This window comes from Streptomyces sp. NPDC101151, from assembly GCF_044768335.1.
Taxonomy (GTDB): domain Bacteria; phylum Actinomycetota; class Actinomycetes; order Streptomycetales; family Streptomycetaceae; genus Streptomyces.
The window spans coordinates 364,478-380,416 of record NZ_JBIWPP010000004.1; the positions used below are offsets into that span (position 1 = coordinate 364,478).

A 15,939-nucleotide genomic window follows, 5' to 3' on the forward strand; every position below is an offset into this window, starting at 1 on the left:
GGGCGTCAGCCCAAGAGTCCTCAGGCCTCGCCGGCCCGCTCCAGCAGCACCACCGGCAGCCCCTCGAACAGGTCCGCCACGCGCGCGTGCCCCGTGAACTCCCGCCCCGGGGTCAGCACATCCGTCCACCGCCCCGGCGGCAGCTCCAGTCGTGTCTCCCGCCAGCCGCCCGACTCCGCCAGCCGCAGCGACAGCCGGGTGACCGCCGTGACCACCTCGCCGGAGCGCGCGTACGCCACGCAGTGCTCCGCCGCCGGCCCGTCCGCGGTGAGCGGGGCGTACGCCGCCGACGCACCGAAGGCGCCGGGCCGCCGGGCCCGCAGCCGCAGGGCCGCCGCCGTCAGCGCGTCCTTCTCGCCGGGTGCCGCCGGAGGGAAGGCCACCGGCCGCCGGTTGTCCGGGTCCACCAGCGCCAGGTACCGGCCCTCCGTGCCCTGGTACAGGTCCGGCACCCCAGGCATCGTCAGATGGACCAGCGCGGTGCCCAGCAGGTTCGCCCGCACGTGCGGCGCCAGCGCCTTGCGGAACGCGGCCACACGCTCCCCGGGCGGCCCGCACGGCCCGGCCGTGACGAAGGCCGCCACCGCCTCCTCGTACGGCGGCTCCTGTTCGGTCCAGCTCGTGTACATGCCCGCCTCGCGCACATGCTTCAGCAGCGCCCCCTGGACCCGGCCCTCCTCCGCCGGACCGAGCCCGAACACGGTCTGCCAGGCCGCCCAGGCCAGCTGCCCGTCCGGTACGCCTCCCTCGGCCAGGGTCACCTCGGCGAGCAACTCCGCCCACCGGTCCGGGCATTCGGTGAGCACGGCCAGCGCCGCGCGCACATCGGCGCTGCGCTTGGTGTCATGAGTGGTGACGACCGTGCCGGTGTCCGGCCAGTCGCGCTGCACGCGCGCGCAGTACGCGTGGAAGTCCTCGGGGGACACGCCGGGTGCGCCCGGATCGCCGCCCACCTCGGTCGCCGACAGCAGCGGCACATAGCGGTAGAACGCCGTGTCCTCCACCGCCTTGGCCCGCAGCGCCGAGGCGGTCTGCGCGAACCGGGTACGGAACTCCGCCCGCTCGGCGTGGTCCGCTGCCGACTCGTCGCCGGGCGCCTCGACCAGCAGCCTGCGCACCATGCCGACGGCCTCGGCCTCCTCGGGCACCACGAAGGCCAGCCGGGCCTCCTCGGCGGCCGCCTCGGTGACGACGGCGGAAGCGTCACCGGAGGTGTACGGCCGGTACACCCGCAGCCGGACCAGCAGCTCCTCCAGAGCCGTGCGCAGCGCCCAGGGCGCCCGGTCGCGCAGCGAGAGGTCCGGGGCGGCGGCGCACAGCCGGGCGGCCACCCGGGTCAGCCGGTCGGTCTCGGTGGCCAGCTCGTGCCTGACCACCTTGTAGGCGGCCCGTCGCACGGTGGCGTCCCAGTTGCCGCCCCGGTCCGTCCGCGGTGCGGCGAACGACCGGTACCGCCCCAGCAGTTCGTACGCCCCGGTCCGGTCCGTGAACAGGCCGTCGATGTGGCGCAGGGCGTCATAGCCCGTGGTGCCCGCGACGGGCCAGGAGGCGGGCAGGTGCTCGCCGTCGGCGAGGATCTTCTCCACGACCGTCCAGCGCCCGCCGGTCGCCGTGTGCAGCCGCTCCAGGTAGCCGCCGGGGTCCGCGAGCCCGTCCGGATGGTCGACCCGCAGCCCGTCGACCACGCCCTCCTCCAGCAGTTGGATGATCTTGGCATGGGTGGCCCCGAACACCTCCGGGTCCTCCACCCGCACCCCGATCAGCTCCGAGATGCTGAAGAAACGCCGGTAGTTCAGCTCGGTGCGGGCCAGCCGCCACCACACCGGCCGGTACCACTGAGCGTCCAGCAGCCGGGGCAGCGGCAGCTCCTCGGTGCCCGCGCGGAGCGGGAAGGCGTGGTCGTAGTAGCGCAGGACGTCTCCGTCGACGACCAGACGGTCCGGTTCCGAGCCCACCGGACCGCCGAGCACGGGCAGCAGCACCCGCCCGCCCTGCGCCTCCCAGTCGATGTCGAACCAGCGCGCGTACGGCGACCCGGGCCCCTCGCGCAGGACCTCCCACAGCGCGCGGTTGTGCCGGGGCGCCATGGCCATGTGGTTCGGCACGATGTCCACCACCAGGCCCAGGCCGTGCTTCCGCGCGGTGTGGGCCAGCTCGCGCAGGCCCTCCTCGCCGCCCAGTTCCTCGCGCACGCGCGTGTGATCGACGACGTCGTAGCCGTGCGCGGAGCCCGGGACGGCCTCCAGGACGGGGGACAGATGCAGGTGCGAGACGCCGAGCGACGCCAGGTACGGTACGGCCGCCGCCGCCGCGGCGAACGGGAACGCGGGCTGGAGCTGCAGCCGGTAGGTGGCCGTGGGCACCGCCGGTCCGGGTCGCGCAGGAGTCATGGAAACCTACGTACCCAGCCCGCCGTCTTTCGTGTCATCGCCCCCTGCACGGACTCACGCGCGCGTGTCTAGCTTCGAGTGATGGGAACGAAGGAACGGCCCCGGGTACGGCGCGGCACGCTGGACAGGTACCGCGAGGTGATCGGTCTTACCGGGCCGCTGCTGCCCTGTGTGTCCTTCCTGGGGCGGCTGCCGACGGCCACCATCCAGTTCGGCAGCGTGCTGCTGGTCGCCCGTACGAGCGGCTCGCTGGCTGCCGCGGGACTCACCGGCGGTGCACTCGCCCTCGGCCAGGTGGCCTGCGGACCGCTGGTGGGACGGCTCGCGGACCGGCACGGCCAGCGGGCGGTCGTGCTCGTGTGCTCGCTCGCCAACGCGCTCGCGGTGGCCGCCCTGGTCATGGGCGCCCTCGCCGGCCTGCCCACGCCCGTCCTGGCCCTCCTGGGGGCCGCGGCCGGCGCCACCGTGCCGCTCGTCGGCCCGCTGGCCCGCACCCGCCTGGTCGCCCTCGCCCGCCGCGCCGGCGCCCCCGAGCCCACCGTCGGCGCGGCACTGGGTTTCGAGAGCACCCTGGACGAACTGTCCTTCGTCCTCGGTCCGGCCCTGGTCGGCCTTGCCGCGGTCCTCGCCCACCCGGCGTACGCGCTGGCCGGCGCGGCCGTGCTGGTGGCCACCTGCGGCACCGGCTTCGCCCTGCACCCGACGGCACGGGCCGCCGGACCCGCCCGCGAGGATCCCGGCCCGGCCCGCGCGCGTGCCGGACGCGCCCCCGTGCCCCGCTCCGTCCACGCGCTGCGCGCCGCCCTCGTCCTCCAGGGCGCCATGTTCGGCGCCTGTCAGGCCGGCATCACCGCGCTCACGGCCCGGCTCGGGCAGGAGGACCAGGCAGGGCTCGTGTACGCCGCCATGGGCGTGATGAGCGCCGTGGCGGGTCTCGGCATGGCAGCCGTACCGGCGCGCCTCGGGCTCCCGGCGCGCTGGCGGCTGGCTACCGGGGCCGCCCTCGTGCTGTCGCTGCCCCTGCTGCGTACCGACGGCCTGCCCGGCCTGTACGCCGTCGTCAGCGTTCTCGGGGTCGCCTACGCCCCGCATCTGATCACGGTGTTCGGGCTGACCGAGCGCACGGTGCCGCCCTCGCGGCTGTCCGAGGCGATGGCCATCGCGACCAGCGCCCTGGTCGGCGGCCAGGCCCTCGCGGTCGCCGTCACCGGCCGCCTCGCCGAGTCCTACGGCCCCTCGGCGGCGTTCGCGGCGGCGAGCACCGCTGCCGCGCTCGCCTTCGCCATAGCCGTGACGGCCCGCCCGCCGACGCACCCCGGACAGGCCGCAAGCGCCCTCCACGCGCGCGTGGAGGGCGAGCGGGCGCGCACTCCCTAGGCAGGCCGCTGCAGCACCGTCAGGCTGCGGTCCGGCAGGGTGATGCGGTCACCGGCCGCGACCTTCGCGCCCGTACCCGGCGGTACCCCGTCCGGGCGGGCCGTGTCGACGACCACCTGCCACTGCCGGCCGTGGTCGACCGGCACCAGGAAGTCGAGCGGTCCGGGGGAGGCGTTGAACATGAGCAGGAAGGAGTCGTCGGCGATGCGCTCGCCGCGCGGACCGGGCTCGGAGATGGCGTTGCCGTTCAGGAACACCGTCAGCGCGGACGCCGGCGCCGAGTCCCAGTCCCGCTGGGCCATCTCGTGGCCCTCCGGGGTGAACCAGGCGATGTCGGACAGCTCGTCGTGGGTGCCCTCCACCGCCCGCCCGTGGAAGAACCGCCGCCGCCTGAAGACCGGATGGTCCCGGCGCAGCCAGACCATCGCGCGGACGAACTCCAGCAGCTCGCTGCCGTCCTCGGGCCAGTTCACCCAGGACACCTCGTTGTCCTGGCAGTAGGCGTTGTTGTTGCCGCGCTGGGTGCGCGCGAACTCGTCGCCGTGGCTGATCATCGGCACGCCCTGGGACAGCATCAGCGTGGCGACGAAGTTCCGCATCTGGCGGGCGCGCAGCCGCAGCACGTCCGGATCGTCGCTCTCGCCCTCCGCCCCGCAGTTCCAGGACCGGTTGTGGCCCTCGCCGTCCCGGTCGTCCTCGCCGTTGGCCTTGTTGTGCTTGCGGTCGTACGAGACGAGGTCGTGCAGTGTGAACCCGTCGTGGCAGGTCACGAAGTTGATGGAGGCGAGCGGGCGGCGCCCGTCGTCCTGGTAGAGGTCCGAGGAGCCGGTCAGCCGGGAGGCGAACTCGGCGAGTGCCCGCGGCTCGCCCCGCCACAGATCCCGGACGGTGTCGCGGTACTTGCCGTTCCACTCGGTCCACAACGGCGGGAAGTTGCCCACCTGGTAGCCGCCCTCGCCCACGTCCCACGGTTCGGCGATCAGCTTCACCTGGGAGACCACCGGGTCCTGCTGCACCAGGTCGAAGAACGACGACAGCCGGTCCACCTCGTGGAACTGCCGGGCGAGGGTCGCCGCGAGATCGAAGCGGAACCCGTCGACATGCATCTCGGTGACCCAGTACCGCAGCGAGTCCATGATCAGCTGGAGAACGTGCGGGGACCGCATCAGCAGCGAGTTCCCGGTACCCGTGGTGTCCGTGTAGTAGCGGGGATCGTCCGCGAGACGGTAGTACGACGGGTTGTCGATGCCCTTGAAGGACAGCGTCGGACCCAGGTGGTTGCCCTCGGCGGTGTGGTTGTAGACGACGTCCAGGATGACCTCGATCCCGGCCTCGTGCAGCGCCCTGACCGCCGACTTGAACTCCAGGACCTGCTGGCCGCGGTCGCCCCAGGAGGCGTACGCGTTGTGCGGGGCGAAGAAGCCGATGGTGTTGTAGCCCCAGTAGTTGCTCAGGCCCATGTCGGCCAGCCGGTGGTCGTTCACGAACTGGTGCACGGGCATCAGCTCCAGGGCTGTCACACCCAGCTTGGTCAGGTGCTCGATGATCGCCGGGTGCGCGAGCGCCGCGTACGTGCCGCGCAGCTCCTCCGGCAGCCCCGGGTGGCACATGGTCAGGCCCTTGACATGGGCCTCGTAGATCACCGTGTGGTGGTACCCGGTGCGCGGGGGCCGGTCGTCGCCCCAGTCGAAGTAGGGGTTGATCACCACCGAGGTCATGGTGTGCGGCGCCGAGTCCAGGTCGTTGCGCCGCTCCGGCGCGTCGAAGTGGTAGCCGTACACCTCCTCGCCCCACCGGACGGCGCCGCTGACCGCCTTGGCGTACGGATCGAGCAGCAGCTTCGCCGAATTGCAGCGCAGCCCGCGCTCGGGGGCGTACGGGCCGTGCACCCGGAACCCGTACCGCTGTCCCGGCATGACGCCCGGCACGTACGCGTGCCGCACGAACGCGTCGCTCTCGCGCAGTTCCACCGCCGTCTCCGAGCCGTCGTCGTGCAGCAGACACAGCTCTACTCGGTCCGCGGCCTCCGTGAAGACCGCGAAGTTGGTTCCGGCGCCGTCGTAGGTGGCGCCGAGCGGATACGCCTCTCCAGGCCAGACCTGCATGGACACGACTCTTCCAGGTGTACCGCCCCGTCGGGGCCGCGTTGGCCCCGAGTCTGCCCGAAAGTAAGGGAACCTCCCGTGACTTGGGCCCCTCTTACCGGCCGACCAGCGCATACGGCGACGCGACTACCCGCCGTGTGCCGAACCAGTGGGGCAGACACGTACTCCCGGGGATGCACGGGGAGTAGGGGGAAGATGTGCGCGAGATAGTGCACCGCCATCTGGGCAAGGTGGTGGCGGGTGGGGCCCTGGCGGTGGCCGGGACCGCCGTGATGATCGGGATCACCCTGCCGGGCACGGCAGGGGCGGACGAATCGGGAGGGTCGGGCAGCGGCACACAGGCCGCGCAGCAGGCCGGACAGGGGCCGGACGCGGTGCGGCCCGGCGTCGTGGAGCAGCCGTCGGCCCAGGGGGAGAAGGGCACCGGCCGCGACCCGCTGACCGACGACGAGATCGAGCGTGTCGGGAAGATAGCCCTGAACCGGCAGCTGCTGAACACGGGCGAGAACGTGGACGGCGACCGCGGCCCGCAGCGCCTGAGCGTCGACCTCGCCGACCCGGCGACGGCGAACGAGGTGGACGACCCGAACGCGCCGCGCCGGGCGGAAGTGACCTTCTACGACTACAAGACCGACGAACTGGTCACCAGGACGGTCAATCTGGAGACCGGCAAGGTCGAGCAGACCAGCCGGCAGCACGGCGTCCAGCCTCCGCTGAGCCGTGCCGAGAACGCCGAGGCGGCCGAGCTGCTGATCGCCGACCCGCTGGGCGCGGGCCTCAAGGCGGACTACAAGGACGCCACCGGCCACGAACTGACCTCTGCGGACCAGCTGCTGCTCAACGGCGCCGTCTACCGCGCCACTGAGGGCGGCCGGCCCTCCGTTCTCGACAAGTGCGGCGAACACCGTTGTGTGCGGCTGTTCCCGAAGGTCAAGAACGGCCCCTGGATCGACGCCCGGTGGCTGGTCGTCGACCTGAGCGCCGGCAAGGTCGCCAAGCTCGAACGCCGCTGAGCGGCGCGAACTCTCCGTTGACTTTTCCTGCTTGCCAGTACTGCAAGGGAGCCACTTCGTCATGCCCGTCAACCGAATCAGCCGTACCCGCGCGCGGGCGGCCGTCGGCGTGGCCGCACTGGTCGCCGGTGCGACGGCCGGCGCCGGACCGGCCGTCGCCCAGCCCAAGGCCGCACCCGCGGCGGCCGCCGACTGCAGTGCCGCCTACAAGATCGAGCAGAAGCTCGCCGGCGGCACCACCTGGCGGATGTGCTGGCGCTACGACAGCAAGGCCGGCCTCGTCCTGGAGAACATCTCCTACCAGCCCAAGGGCGAGACCAAGCCGATCAAGGTCCTCAACAGCGCCCGCCTCGGCCAGATCGACGTCCCCTACGACGACGGCAGCGTCGAGTACGACGACCTGACCGGCTTCGGCTTCGCCCAGGGGCTGGTCAACCTGGCGCCGGGCGAGTGTCCCGGCGGCACCATCAAGACCGTCCGTGTCCCGGAGGCCTGGGACCCGCAGCACCCGGACGTCAAGGGCCTGTGCACGACCACGCGTTCGCGCGGTCACGCCTACCGCATGCAGGGCAACAGCGCCAACAAGGTCTTCCAGGCCCAGGGCAAGGACCTGCTCGTCTACACCGTCAACCAGGTCGGCTGGTACGAGTACATGACGGAGTGGCGCTTCCAGGACGACGGCACCGTCAACATGAACGTCGGCGCCACCGGCAGCCTCTCCTACGACGACTACGACGCCGGTGACGGGCGCGGCTGGCCCATCGGCAAGGGCGCCAAGGCATCCGCCACCAGCCACAGCCACAACGTCTTCTGGCGGCTCGACTTCGGCCTCGACGGCTCCTCCAAGACGAAGATCGAGCAGTACGACTCGGCCGTCACCGCTCCGGCCCACGGCCAGCAGGCGCCCACCAACAAGACCACCCGCACCAAGGTCACCAAGGAACTCGCGGGCGACTACAAGACCTACCGCTGGTGGCGGGTGGTCAGCGCGACCGGCAAGAACAAGGACGGACACGCGCGTTCGTACGAGATCGTCCCCGGCCCCACCACGAAGTACCCGGGCCGCAGCTTCACCAAGCACGACGTGTACTTCACCGAGTACAACAAGTGCGAGCAGTTCGCCAGCAACAACCCCGGCGCCTGCCCGGCCGGTGCGGGCAAGTCCGTCGACAAGTGGGTCAACGGCCAGACCCTCACTCACCCGCTGGTCTGGATGAACGTCGGCTTCCACCACATCGCCCGGGACGAGGACCAGCAGCCCATGCCGATCCACTGGCAGGGCTTCGCCATCGCCCCGAGGGACGTCACCGCTATGAATCCGCTCACTCCCGACGAGCTGGCATGGCAGAACGGCCATTGGCGGCCTCGTAGTTGAGAAACCGACCTGTCCATCCGGCTGCATCGCCCGCCGCTCCCGGAGTACCCTTCCTTGATCGTTGAGACGGGGAAGGCCCAGGGTGGCGGAAGGCGGTGCACGGGTGGGCTCGGGAGGGCTGGAGCTGCCCCCTGGTGACGAGGGTCACGAGGGGAACTCCACGGACGTCCCGCCCGGCGCGGTGTCCCTGGCCCGCCCGATGGACGCTACGGGGTCCATCGGGCCGGAACTGGAATGGGACGCCGGCGCCTGGCTCGAGGTGCGCACGCGCGCCCAGCGGGCGGGCCGGGCCTACATCTGGCTGAACCTCGTCGAACAGCGGCTGCGCGCGGTCGTGGCCGCTGTGCTGCGCCCCATCTACGAACCCGTCCACGGCGACGAATGGGTGGTGGCCGCGGCCGGGCCCGCCGGACAGGAGTGGGTGCAGCGGGCGGTCGCCGTCCGCGAAGTCAGCCGCCGCAAGGGCTACCTGCTCGACCCGGCCGACGACAACGTGCTCAGCTTCCTCACGCTGCCGCAGCTGCGCGAGCTGATGGTGCAGCACTGGCCGTGCTTCGAACCGTATTTCGACGAGCGCCGCGACCTCGAACTCGCTCTGGACGAGCTGGAGGTCACCCGCAATGTCGTCTCCCGCAACCGGGCCCTGTCCGAGGCGGTCCTGAACCAGGCCGAGCGGGCCGCGGCCCGGCTGCTGGAGATGCTGGGCGCAGGCGGCGACGTGCCCTCCGCGCGCCGGCTGCCCGTAGACGCGGTCGAGGACCTGGTCGGCGACCGGTACGCGGACGTCGTCGCGGTCCACCCCGACCGGGTGCGGCTCATGCGCCAGTTCCCGGCCGAGGACATCTTCGGGGGCGCGCGCCGCCTCGACGCCATCGGTATCGGCCTCAACCTGCTGGTGCAGAACTTCTCCGGACGCCGCCTGCTCCGGCTCGCCGAGTCCGGCTGCCGAGTGCGACTGCTCTTCCTCAACCCGGCTTCCAGCGCGGTGAAGCGCCGCGAGCGCGAGCTCGGGATGAAACGGGGCGAACTGAGCCGGTCCGTCGAGATGAACATCCTGCACATGCGCCGGGTGCGGTCCCGGCTGCGTGACCCCGGCGCCTTCGAGATCCAGGTCTACGACGAGACGCCCCGCTTCACCGCCTACCTGGTGGACGGAGACGGCGCCGACGGCATCGCCGTGGTGCAGTCCTATCTGCGCGGGGCGCGCGGGATGGAGTCGCCGGTGCTGGTACTGCGCAACGGCAGCCGACTGGTCAAGTCGGATGATCTGGTCGAAACGGGACTCTTTCCGACCTACCGTGAGGAATTCGAGCAGGCCTGGGTCGATTCGCGCCCGGTGTCGTGAACCGTCCGCCCCGGCAAGCGGAACGCGGTCCCCGGATTGTCAGTGCCGCGTGCGATGGTGGAGGCCACTGGGGGAAAGCACCACCAAGAAGGGGGGCCGCCGATGGGCTGGCACCGGGAGCTGCTGATCGGCTTCGACCTGGAGACGACCGGGACCGATCCGCGCGAGTCGCGCATTGTCACCGGCGCGGTGATCGAGGTCAGGGCCGGTGAGCCCGTCGGGCGCCGGGAATGGCTGGCGGATCCGGGCGTGGAGATCCCGGCCGACGCGGTGGCGGTGCACGGCATCAGCAACGAACGCGCGGCGGCCGAGGGCCGCCCGGCCGACCAGGTGGCCGACGCCATCGCACAGGTGCTCGTCTCCTACTGGAAAACGGGCGTTCCGGTCGTCGCCTACAACGCGGCCTTCGACCTCACCCTGCTCTCCGCGGAACTGCACAGGTACGGCCTGCCGTCCCTCTCCGACCGGCTCGGCGGCCCCGCCCCCGCGCCCGTCGTCGACCCCTACACCATCGACCGCTGGGTCGACCGCTACCGCAGGGGCAAGCGGAACCTGGAGGCGGTCTGCGCCGAGTACGGCATAGTCCTCGACGCGGCCCACAACGCCTCGGCCGACGCCCTGGCCGCGGCCCGTCTCGCCTCCGCGATAGCCGACCGCCACCCGAAGATCGCGACTCTGGGTCCGGCGCAACTGCACGAGCGGCAGATCGAGTGGTATGCCGAGTGGGCGGCGGACTTCCAGGACTTCCTGCGCCGCAAGGGGGATGCGACGGCGGTGGTGGACGGGACATGGCCCATGCGGGAGCTGACGGACGACGGGTCCGCGCACACCGCGGGCGATCGTACCGGTGCAGCGGCTCGGGCGGGCGCGGGCGGCGCCTCGTAGCACCGGGCGCACTCCGTAGCACGGCCGCACCCCTCGGCGCCGGGCCGCACAACCCGTCCGGCGCCGCGCTCCTGTCAGCGCCGGGGTGCGCCACCTGCCAGAAGGGGTGCGCCATCTGTCAGAACGGGTACCACCGCACAGCCTCGTCCCCGTCCCGTAGCGAAGCCACCCGGCGGCGGAACTCGGCCAGCGCCTTCGGGTTGCCCGGCGCATGCTGGGCCACCCAGGCGCAGCTGGCCGTCTCGCGGGCTCCGCGCAGCACTGCGCAGCCCTCCCACTCCCGCACGTCCCAGCCGTAGACCTCGGTGAAGGAGTCGTACGCCTCGGCCTGCAGGCCGTAGCGGTCGCGGGAGAGGGCCATGACCACCAGGTCGTGCTCGCGCAGGTCGACGGAGAAGGTCTCCAGGTCGACCAGGACCGGGCCGTCGGGGCCGACGTGCACATTGCGGGGCAGCGCGTCGCCATGGATCGGGCCCGGCGTCAGACGGGGCGTCAGCGCGGCCGCGGCCGCGGCGAAACCGTCCCGGCGCTCACGCAGGTAGGCCGCGTCGTCGGGGTCGATCGTCTCGCCCGCGAGCCGCAGCCAGCGCTCCACACCGCCCAGCAGTTCGCGGGGCGGCAGCGCGAAAGGGGGAGCGGGAAGTGCGTGCACGATCCGCAGCAGCCGCGCCAGGTCGCGGGGTTCGGCGGGCCGTACCGGGTCGGGCAGCCGGTGCCACACGGTCACCGGGTGCCCCTCGGTCAGCAGCGGCTCCGGCTCGGCCGCCCGCACCGCGGGTACGCCCGCCCCGGCCAGCCAGCCGGCGATGTCCAGCTCGCGCCGGGCCCGCTCCAGCAGCTCGGCGTCCCGGCCGACCTTGACCACCAGGTCGTCGGCGGCGAACACCGCGTTCTCGCCGAGGGCGAGGAGCCGCGCGTCCCGCGCCGGGCCCGGCAGCACCTTCGCCGCGGCCAGTACGTCCCGCGCCCGTGCCTCGTCCATCGTCCGCCTCCGTTCCCTTCGTCCTGCGCCGTGCGTCTGCGGTCTTCGGTCAGTCTCGCATTCGCACAGGTCGGACCGTGTGCGCGGTCCCTTGACGAGGCTGCACGCCTTCACGAACATGAACACGCCAATCGGATCCGGCAGAGGGGCTGATTCAGTGACATCAGTGGCCGAAGCGAGACGGCCGACCGGACCCGCCGCCGGTCATGGGGCCTGGTTCCTGGTCCTGCCCGCCCTGATCCCGATCCTCGTGCTGAGCGTGGGCCCGCTGCTGTACGGCATTCTGCTGGCGTTCACCGACTCCCAGTCCGGCCGGACCGCGGCCACCCGGTGGATCGGCGGCCTCAACTTCCGGGACCTGCTGCACGACACCCTGTTCTGGGAGTCGTTCCGGATCGGGCTGGTGTGGGCGGTCGGTGTGACCGTGCCCCAGTTCCTGCTGGCTCTCGGCCTCGCCCTCCTGCTCAACCAGGAGTTACGGCTGCGCTGGCTCGCCCGCACCCTCGCGATCGTCCCGTGGGCCATGCCCGAGGTGGTCGTCGGCATCATGTGGCGGCTGGTCTACAACCCGGACGCCGGGGTCCTCAACGAGACCCTGCGGGACCTGGGCCTCGGCGACGGCCGGGACTGGCTGAGCGGTCTCGCCACCGCGCTGCCCGCCGTCATCGTCGTCGGAATCTGGGCGGGTATGCCGCAGACGACGGTCGCCCTGCTCGCCGGGCTGCAGAACACCCCGCGCGAACTGCACGAGGCGGCGGCCGTGGACGGCGCGGGCGCCTGGCGCCGGTTCCGCACGGTCACCTGGCCCGCCCTCAGACCGGTGGCCCTGTCCATCACCGCACTCAACCTGATCTGGAACTTCAACTCCTTCGCCCTGGTGTACGTGCTGACGAACGGCGGGCCCGGCGGCAGGACCCGGCTGCCCATGCTGTTCGCCTACGAAGAGGCCTTCCGCTACGGCCAGTTCGGGTATGCGGCGGCGATGGGATGCGTGATGGTCGCGGTGATCTCGGTTCTGCTCGCGGTGTTCCTGGCGGGGCGGCTGCGGGGCGGTGACCACACATGAGGACCCGTCCCGCGGCCCGCGCCGGCCAGTACGCCGCCCTGCTCGCCTACCTGGTCTTCCTGGCCTTCCCGTTCCTGTGGCTGCTGTCCACCGCGGTCAAGTCGCCGCGCGAGCTGGGCAGCCTCCATCCCACCTGGATCCCGCGCCACCCGACCCTGGCCAACTTCCGGCAGGCCTTCGACGAACAGCCGCTGCTGCAAGCCGCCTTCAACTCCCTGATCGTGGCGCTCGGAGCCGCCGTCGTCGCCGTCCTGATCGCGACACCGATGGCGTACGTGATGGCACGGCACCGGTCCGCGCTGTCCCGTGCGGCCACCGGATGGGTGGTGGTCAGCCAGGCGTTTCCGTTCGTACTGGTCATCATTCCGCTGTTCCTGGTGCTGAAGGAGCTGAGGCTGATCGACTCCCTGCCCGGGCTGGGGCTGGTGTACGTGGTCTGGGCGCTGCCGTTCGCGCTGTGGATGCTCGTCGGCCATGTCCGGGCCGTGCCCGCGGAGCTGGAGGAGGCGGCGGCCGTCGACGGGGCCGGGCGGCTCAGGACCCTGGTGTCGGTGACGGCGCCGCTGCTGGCGCCGGGGATCGCGGCGACGGCGCTGTTCGCGTTCGTCACCGCGTGGAACGAGTTCTTCTTCGCGCTCGTGCTGCTGAAGAGCCCGGACCGGCAGACCCTCCCGGTCGTCCTCACCCACTTCATCGGCGCGGAGGGGGCGGCGGACCTCGGACCGCTGGCGGCGGCCGCGTTCCTCGCCACGCTGCCCTCCCTGGCGGTCTTCGCCCTCATCCAGCGCCGGATCACGGGCGGCCTGCTCGCCGGGGCGGTGAAGAGCTGATGCGGACCAGAGTCGCGACCGCACTCGTCGTACTCCTCCTGCTGCTCGCGGGCTGCTCGTCGGGAGGGGGCGGCCAAGGCGGCCCGATCACCCTGCGCTTCCAGTCCCTGGCCTGGCAGCAGGAGTCCGTCGCCGCCAACAAGGCGCTGGTGAACGACTGGAACGCGACCCACCCGGACGTCAGGGTCGAGTACGTCCAGGGCAGCTGGGACGGCGTCCACGACCAGCTGCTCACCTCCTTCGAGGGCGGCGAGGCCCCGGACGTCATCCACGACGCCTCCGACGACCTCGCCGACTTCGCCTACGGCGGCTACCTGGCCGACCTGACCGGCCTGCTGTCCGCCCGGCTCAAGTCCGACATTCCGCAGCGGAGTTGGCAGACGGCGACCTTCGGGGACGGGACCTACGGCGTGCCCTTCCTCCAGGAACCCCGGGTACTGATCGCCAACTCGACCTGGCTGCGGACGGCGGGGGTGCGCCTGCCGACTCCCGAACACCCCTGGAGCTGGGCCGAGTTCCGGCAGATCACGGAGCGGCTCAGCGGCGACGGACGGTACGGCGTCGCCTGGCCGCTGAAGGAGCCCGTCTCCGCCACGCTCAACCTCTCCCTGTCGGCGGGCGGGCAGCTCTTCCACCGGGGCGCCGACGGCCGGGTGAGCGTCCGGTTCGGGGCCGGTGACGCGGTCGTACCCCGAACCGTCCACGACCAGGTCGCCACCGACCGCAGCGCGCCCGCCTCGACACTGGGCAGCGGCGGCTCGGACACGCTGCCCGGCTTCTTCGGCGGCCGCTACGCAATGGTGCCGCTGGGCTTCTCCTACCGTCAGCAGATCGTGCAGCAGGCCCCGAAGGGGTTCGACTGGGAGGTGCTGCCCGCCCCCGCGGGCGCCGACGGGCTAGCCCAGGGCGTCAGCCCGCAGACCCTGTCCGTCGCCGCCGACTGCCCGCACAAGAAGGAGGCCGCCGCGTTCATCGACTTCCTGCTGCGGCCGAAGAACATGGTCCGCCTCGGCCTCGGCGACTGGATGCTGCCCACCGGAACCCAGGCCCTGCGCGACCCCGCCCTGCACACCGCGAAGAACGGCTGGGCCACCGGCACGGCCCTGGCGGCCCACCTCCGGCCGGCGCCCGCCCAGTCCGTCCGCGGCTACCCGGAGTGGAAGGACAAGGTGGCCACCCCGGCCTTCCAGGAGTACTACAGCGGCTCGATAGGCCTGGACGACCTGCGCAGACGCCTGGAGCGGGACGGCAACCTGGTGCTGGCGAGGTACCAGCGGTGATCGTGGACTCCGTGAAGAAGTTGAACGAGACGTCTCGTCTCACTTAGTCTCGGGGGCATGACCCCGCACAGCAGCCCTGCCCATGTCGCCATGTTCTCCATCGCCGCCCACGGCCATGTGAACCCCAGCCTGGAGGTGATCCGCGAACTCGTCGACCGCGGCCACCGGGTCACCTACGCGATCCCGCCGGTCTTCGCCGAGAAGGTGGCCGCGACCGGCGCCCGGCCCGTGCCCTACACCTCCACGCTGCCCGGGCCCGACGCCGACCCGGAGGCCTGGGGGACCACCCTGCTGGACAACGTGGAGCCCTTCCTCGCCGACGCGATCCAGGCACTGCCACAGTTGATCAAGGCCTACGACGGAGACGAACCCGACCTCGTCCTGCACGACATCACGTCCTACCCGGCCCGCGTCCTCGCCCACCGCTGGGGCGTCCCAGCGGTCTCCCTCTCGCCGAACCTGGTCGCCTGGGACGGCTACGAGGAGGAGGTCGCCGAGCCGATGTGGGCGGAGCCCAGGAAGACCGAGCGCGGACAGGCCTACTACGCCCGCTTCGAGGCCTGGCTGGCGGAGAACGGGATCACCGAGCACCCGGACCCCTTCGTCGGCCGCCCCGCCCGCTCCCTGGTCCTGATCCCGAAGGCCCTCCAGCCGCAGGCCGACCGGGTCGACGAGCGCGTCCACACCTTCGTCGGTGCCTGCCAGGGCGACCGCGCCGACCAGGGCGAATGGCAGCGGCCCGCCGGTGCCGAAAACGTCGTCCTGGTCTCCCTGGGCTCGGCCTTCACCAAACAGCCCGCCTTCTACCGCGCGTGCCTGCGCGCCTTCGGGGACCTGCCCGGCTGGCACCTGGTCCTGCAGATCGGCAGGCACGTGGACCCCGCCGAGCTGGGCGACCTGCCGGCCAACGCCGAAGTGCACAACTGGGTACCGCAGTTGGCGGTGCTGCGACAGGCCGACCTGTTCGTCACACACGCCGGCGCGGGCGGCAGCCAGGAGGGGCTGGCCACCGCCACGCCGATGATCGCCGTACCGCAGGCGGTCGACCAGTTCGGCAACGCCGACATGCTCCAGTCCCTCGGCGTCGCCCGCCGCCTGGCCACCGGGGAGGCCACCGCCGACCGCCTCCGCGAAGCCGCCCTCGCCCTGACCGGCGACCCGGAGGTGGCCCGACGGCTGAGGGAGATCCAGGCGGGAATGGCCGAGGAGGGCGGCACCCGGCGGGCGGCCGACCTGATCGAGGCGGAACTGGACGGGCGGCGCCGGAGCTAGCCGGTGACGCCGGTCCGGC

12 protein-coding genes are annotated in these 15,939 nt (G+C 72.2%); 9 read left to right on the forward strand and 3 right to left on the reverse strand.

Annotated elements, in window-relative coordinates:
* Window positions 1-20: 20 nt before the first annotated feature.
* Window positions 21-2,390 carry a malto-oligosyltrehalose synthase gene (treY, locus tag ACIRU3_RS10055; RefSeq protein WP_404054043.1) on the reverse strand — a complete coding sequence of 790 codons (2,370 nt, stop codon included), beginning with the start codon at window positions 2,388-2,390 and terminating at the stop codon, window positions 21-23.
* Window positions 2,391-2,471: 81 nt separating this feature from the next.
* Between treY and ACIRU3_RS10060 the strand changes: the two genes are divergently transcribed.
* Entirely contained in the window at window positions 2,472-3,767 is a 1,296-nt protein-coding gene (locus ACIRU3_RS10060; protein ID WP_404054046.1) for an MFS transporter, read from the forward strand.
* On the opposite strand, the gene glgX is transcribed toward ACIRU3_RS10060, so the two are convergent.
* Window positions 3,764-5,872 (reverse strand): glycogen debranching protein GlgX, encoded by a 2,109-nt coding sequence (gene glgX / locus ACIRU3_RS10065; RefSeq protein ID WP_404054049.1) that lies wholly within the window; start codon window positions 5,870-5,872, stop codon window positions 3,764-3,766. The two genes, ACIRU3_RS10060 and glgX, sit on opposite strands and share 4 nt — an antisense overlap.
* A gap of 197 nt (window positions 5,873-6,069) precedes the next feature.
* On the opposite strand from glgX, the gene ACIRU3_RS10070 reads away from it, so the two are divergent.
* From ACIRU3_RS10070 to ACIRU3_RS10085, 4 genes are all read left to right on the forward strand, one after another.
* Window positions 6,070-6,885, forward strand: a complete 816-nt coding sequence (locus ACIRU3_RS10070) for a Tat pathway signal sequence domain protein (RefSeq protein WP_404054051.1) — start codon at window positions 6,070-6,072, stop codon at window positions 6,883-6,885.
* Window positions 6,886-6,946: 61 nt separating this feature from the next.
* On the forward strand, window positions 6,947-8,260 hold the full coding sequence (locus ACIRU3_RS10075) for a copper amine oxidase (protein ID WP_404054053.1): 1,314 nt from the start codon (window positions 6,947-6,949) through the stop codon (window positions 8,258-8,260).
* 103 nt (window positions 8,261-8,363) lie between these two features.
* Complete coding sequence (locus tag ACIRU3_RS10080) at window positions 8,364-9,605, forward strand: SAV2148 family HEPN domain-containing protein (protein WP_404054435.1); 1,242 nt, start codon at window positions 8,364-8,366, stop codon at window positions 9,603-9,605.
* A 102-nt stretch (window positions 9,606-9,707) separates the two neighbouring features.
* Entirely contained in the window at window positions 9,708-10,490 is a 783-nt protein-coding gene (locus tag ACIRU3_RS10085; RefSeq protein ID WP_404054056.1) for a 3'-5' exonuclease, read from the forward strand.
* 118 nt (window positions 10,491-10,608) lie between these two features.
* Here ACIRU3_RS10085 and ACIRU3_RS10090 read toward each other — a convergent pair whose 3' ends face one another.
* Complete coding sequence (locus tag ACIRU3_RS10090) at window positions 10,609-11,472, reverse strand: phosphotransferase enzyme family protein (RefSeq protein WP_404054059.1); 864 nt, start codon at window positions 11,470-11,472, stop codon at window positions 10,609-10,611.
* Window positions 11,473-11,629: 157 nt separating this feature from the next.
* On the opposite strand from ACIRU3_RS10090, the gene ACIRU3_RS10095 reads away from it, so the two are divergent.
* From ACIRU3_RS10095 to mgt, 4 genes are read left to right on the forward strand one after another with little or no spacing between them, the layout of a single operon-like run.
* Window positions 11,630-12,538 (forward strand): carbohydrate ABC transporter permease, encoded by a 909-nt coding sequence (locus ACIRU3_RS10095; protein ID WP_404054062.1) that lies wholly within the window; start codon window positions 11,630-11,632, stop codon window positions 12,536-12,538.
* On the forward strand, window positions 12,535-13,368 hold the full coding sequence (locus ACIRU3_RS10100; RefSeq protein ID WP_404054064.1) for a carbohydrate ABC transporter permease: 834 nt from the start codon (window positions 12,535-12,537) through the stop codon (window positions 13,366-13,368). The genes ACIRU3_RS10095 and ACIRU3_RS10100 overlap by 4 nt, the downstream gene beginning before the upstream one ends.
* Window positions 13,368-14,648, forward strand: a complete 1,281-nt coding sequence (locus ACIRU3_RS10105) for an ABC transporter substrate-binding protein (protein WP_404054067.1) — start codon at window positions 13,368-13,370, stop codon at window positions 14,646-14,648. The genes ACIRU3_RS10100 and ACIRU3_RS10105 overlap by 1 nt, the downstream gene beginning before the upstream one ends.
* Before the next feature lie 57 nt (window positions 14,649-14,705).
* Entirely contained in the window at window positions 14,706-15,920 is a 1,215-nt protein-coding gene (gene mgt, locus ACIRU3_RS10110) for a macrolide-inactivating glycosyltransferase (protein WP_404054070.1), read from the forward strand.
* Window positions 15,921-15,939: the final 19 nt, after the last annotated feature.

Excerpts from the sequence above, each read along its gene's own strand:
- glgX (WP_404054049.1), bottom strand. The coding sequence starts at position 5,872 with ATGCAGGTCTGGCCTGGAGAGGCGTATCCGCTCGGCGCCACCTACGAC.
- ACIRU3_RS10090 (WP_404054059.1), bottom strand. The coding sequence starts at position 11,472 with ATGGACGAGGCACGGGCGCGGGACGTACTGGCCGCGGCGAAGGTGCTG.
- ACIRU3_RS10100 (WP_404054064.1), top strand. The coding sequence starts at position 12,535 with ATGAGGACCCGTCCCGCGGCCCGCGCCGGCCAGTACGCCGCCCTGCTC.
- mgt (WP_404054070.1), top strand. The coding sequence starts at position 14,706 with ATGACCCCGCACAGCAGCCCTGCCCATGTCGCCATGTTCTCCATCGCC.
- ACIRU3_RS10085 (WP_404054056.1), top strand. The coding sequence starts at position 9,708 with ATGGGCTGGCACCGGGAGCTGCTGATCGGCTTCGACCTGGAGACGACC.
- ACIRU3_RS10105 (WP_404054067.1), top strand. The coding sequence starts at position 13,368 with ATGCGGACCAGAGTCGCGACCGCACTCGTCGTACTCCTCCTGCTGCTC.
- ACIRU3_RS10075 (WP_404054053.1), top strand. The coding sequence starts at position 6,947 with ATGCCCGTCAACCGAATCAGCCGTACCCGCGCGCGGGCGGCCGTCGGC.
- treY (WP_404054043.1), bottom strand. The coding sequence starts at position 2,390 with ATGACTCCTGCGCGACCCGGACCGGCGGTGCCCACGGCCACCTACCGG.
- ACIRU3_RS10060 (WP_404054046.1), top strand. The coding sequence starts at position 2,472 with ATGGGAACGAAGGAACGGCCCCGGGTACGGCGCGGCACGCTGGACAGG.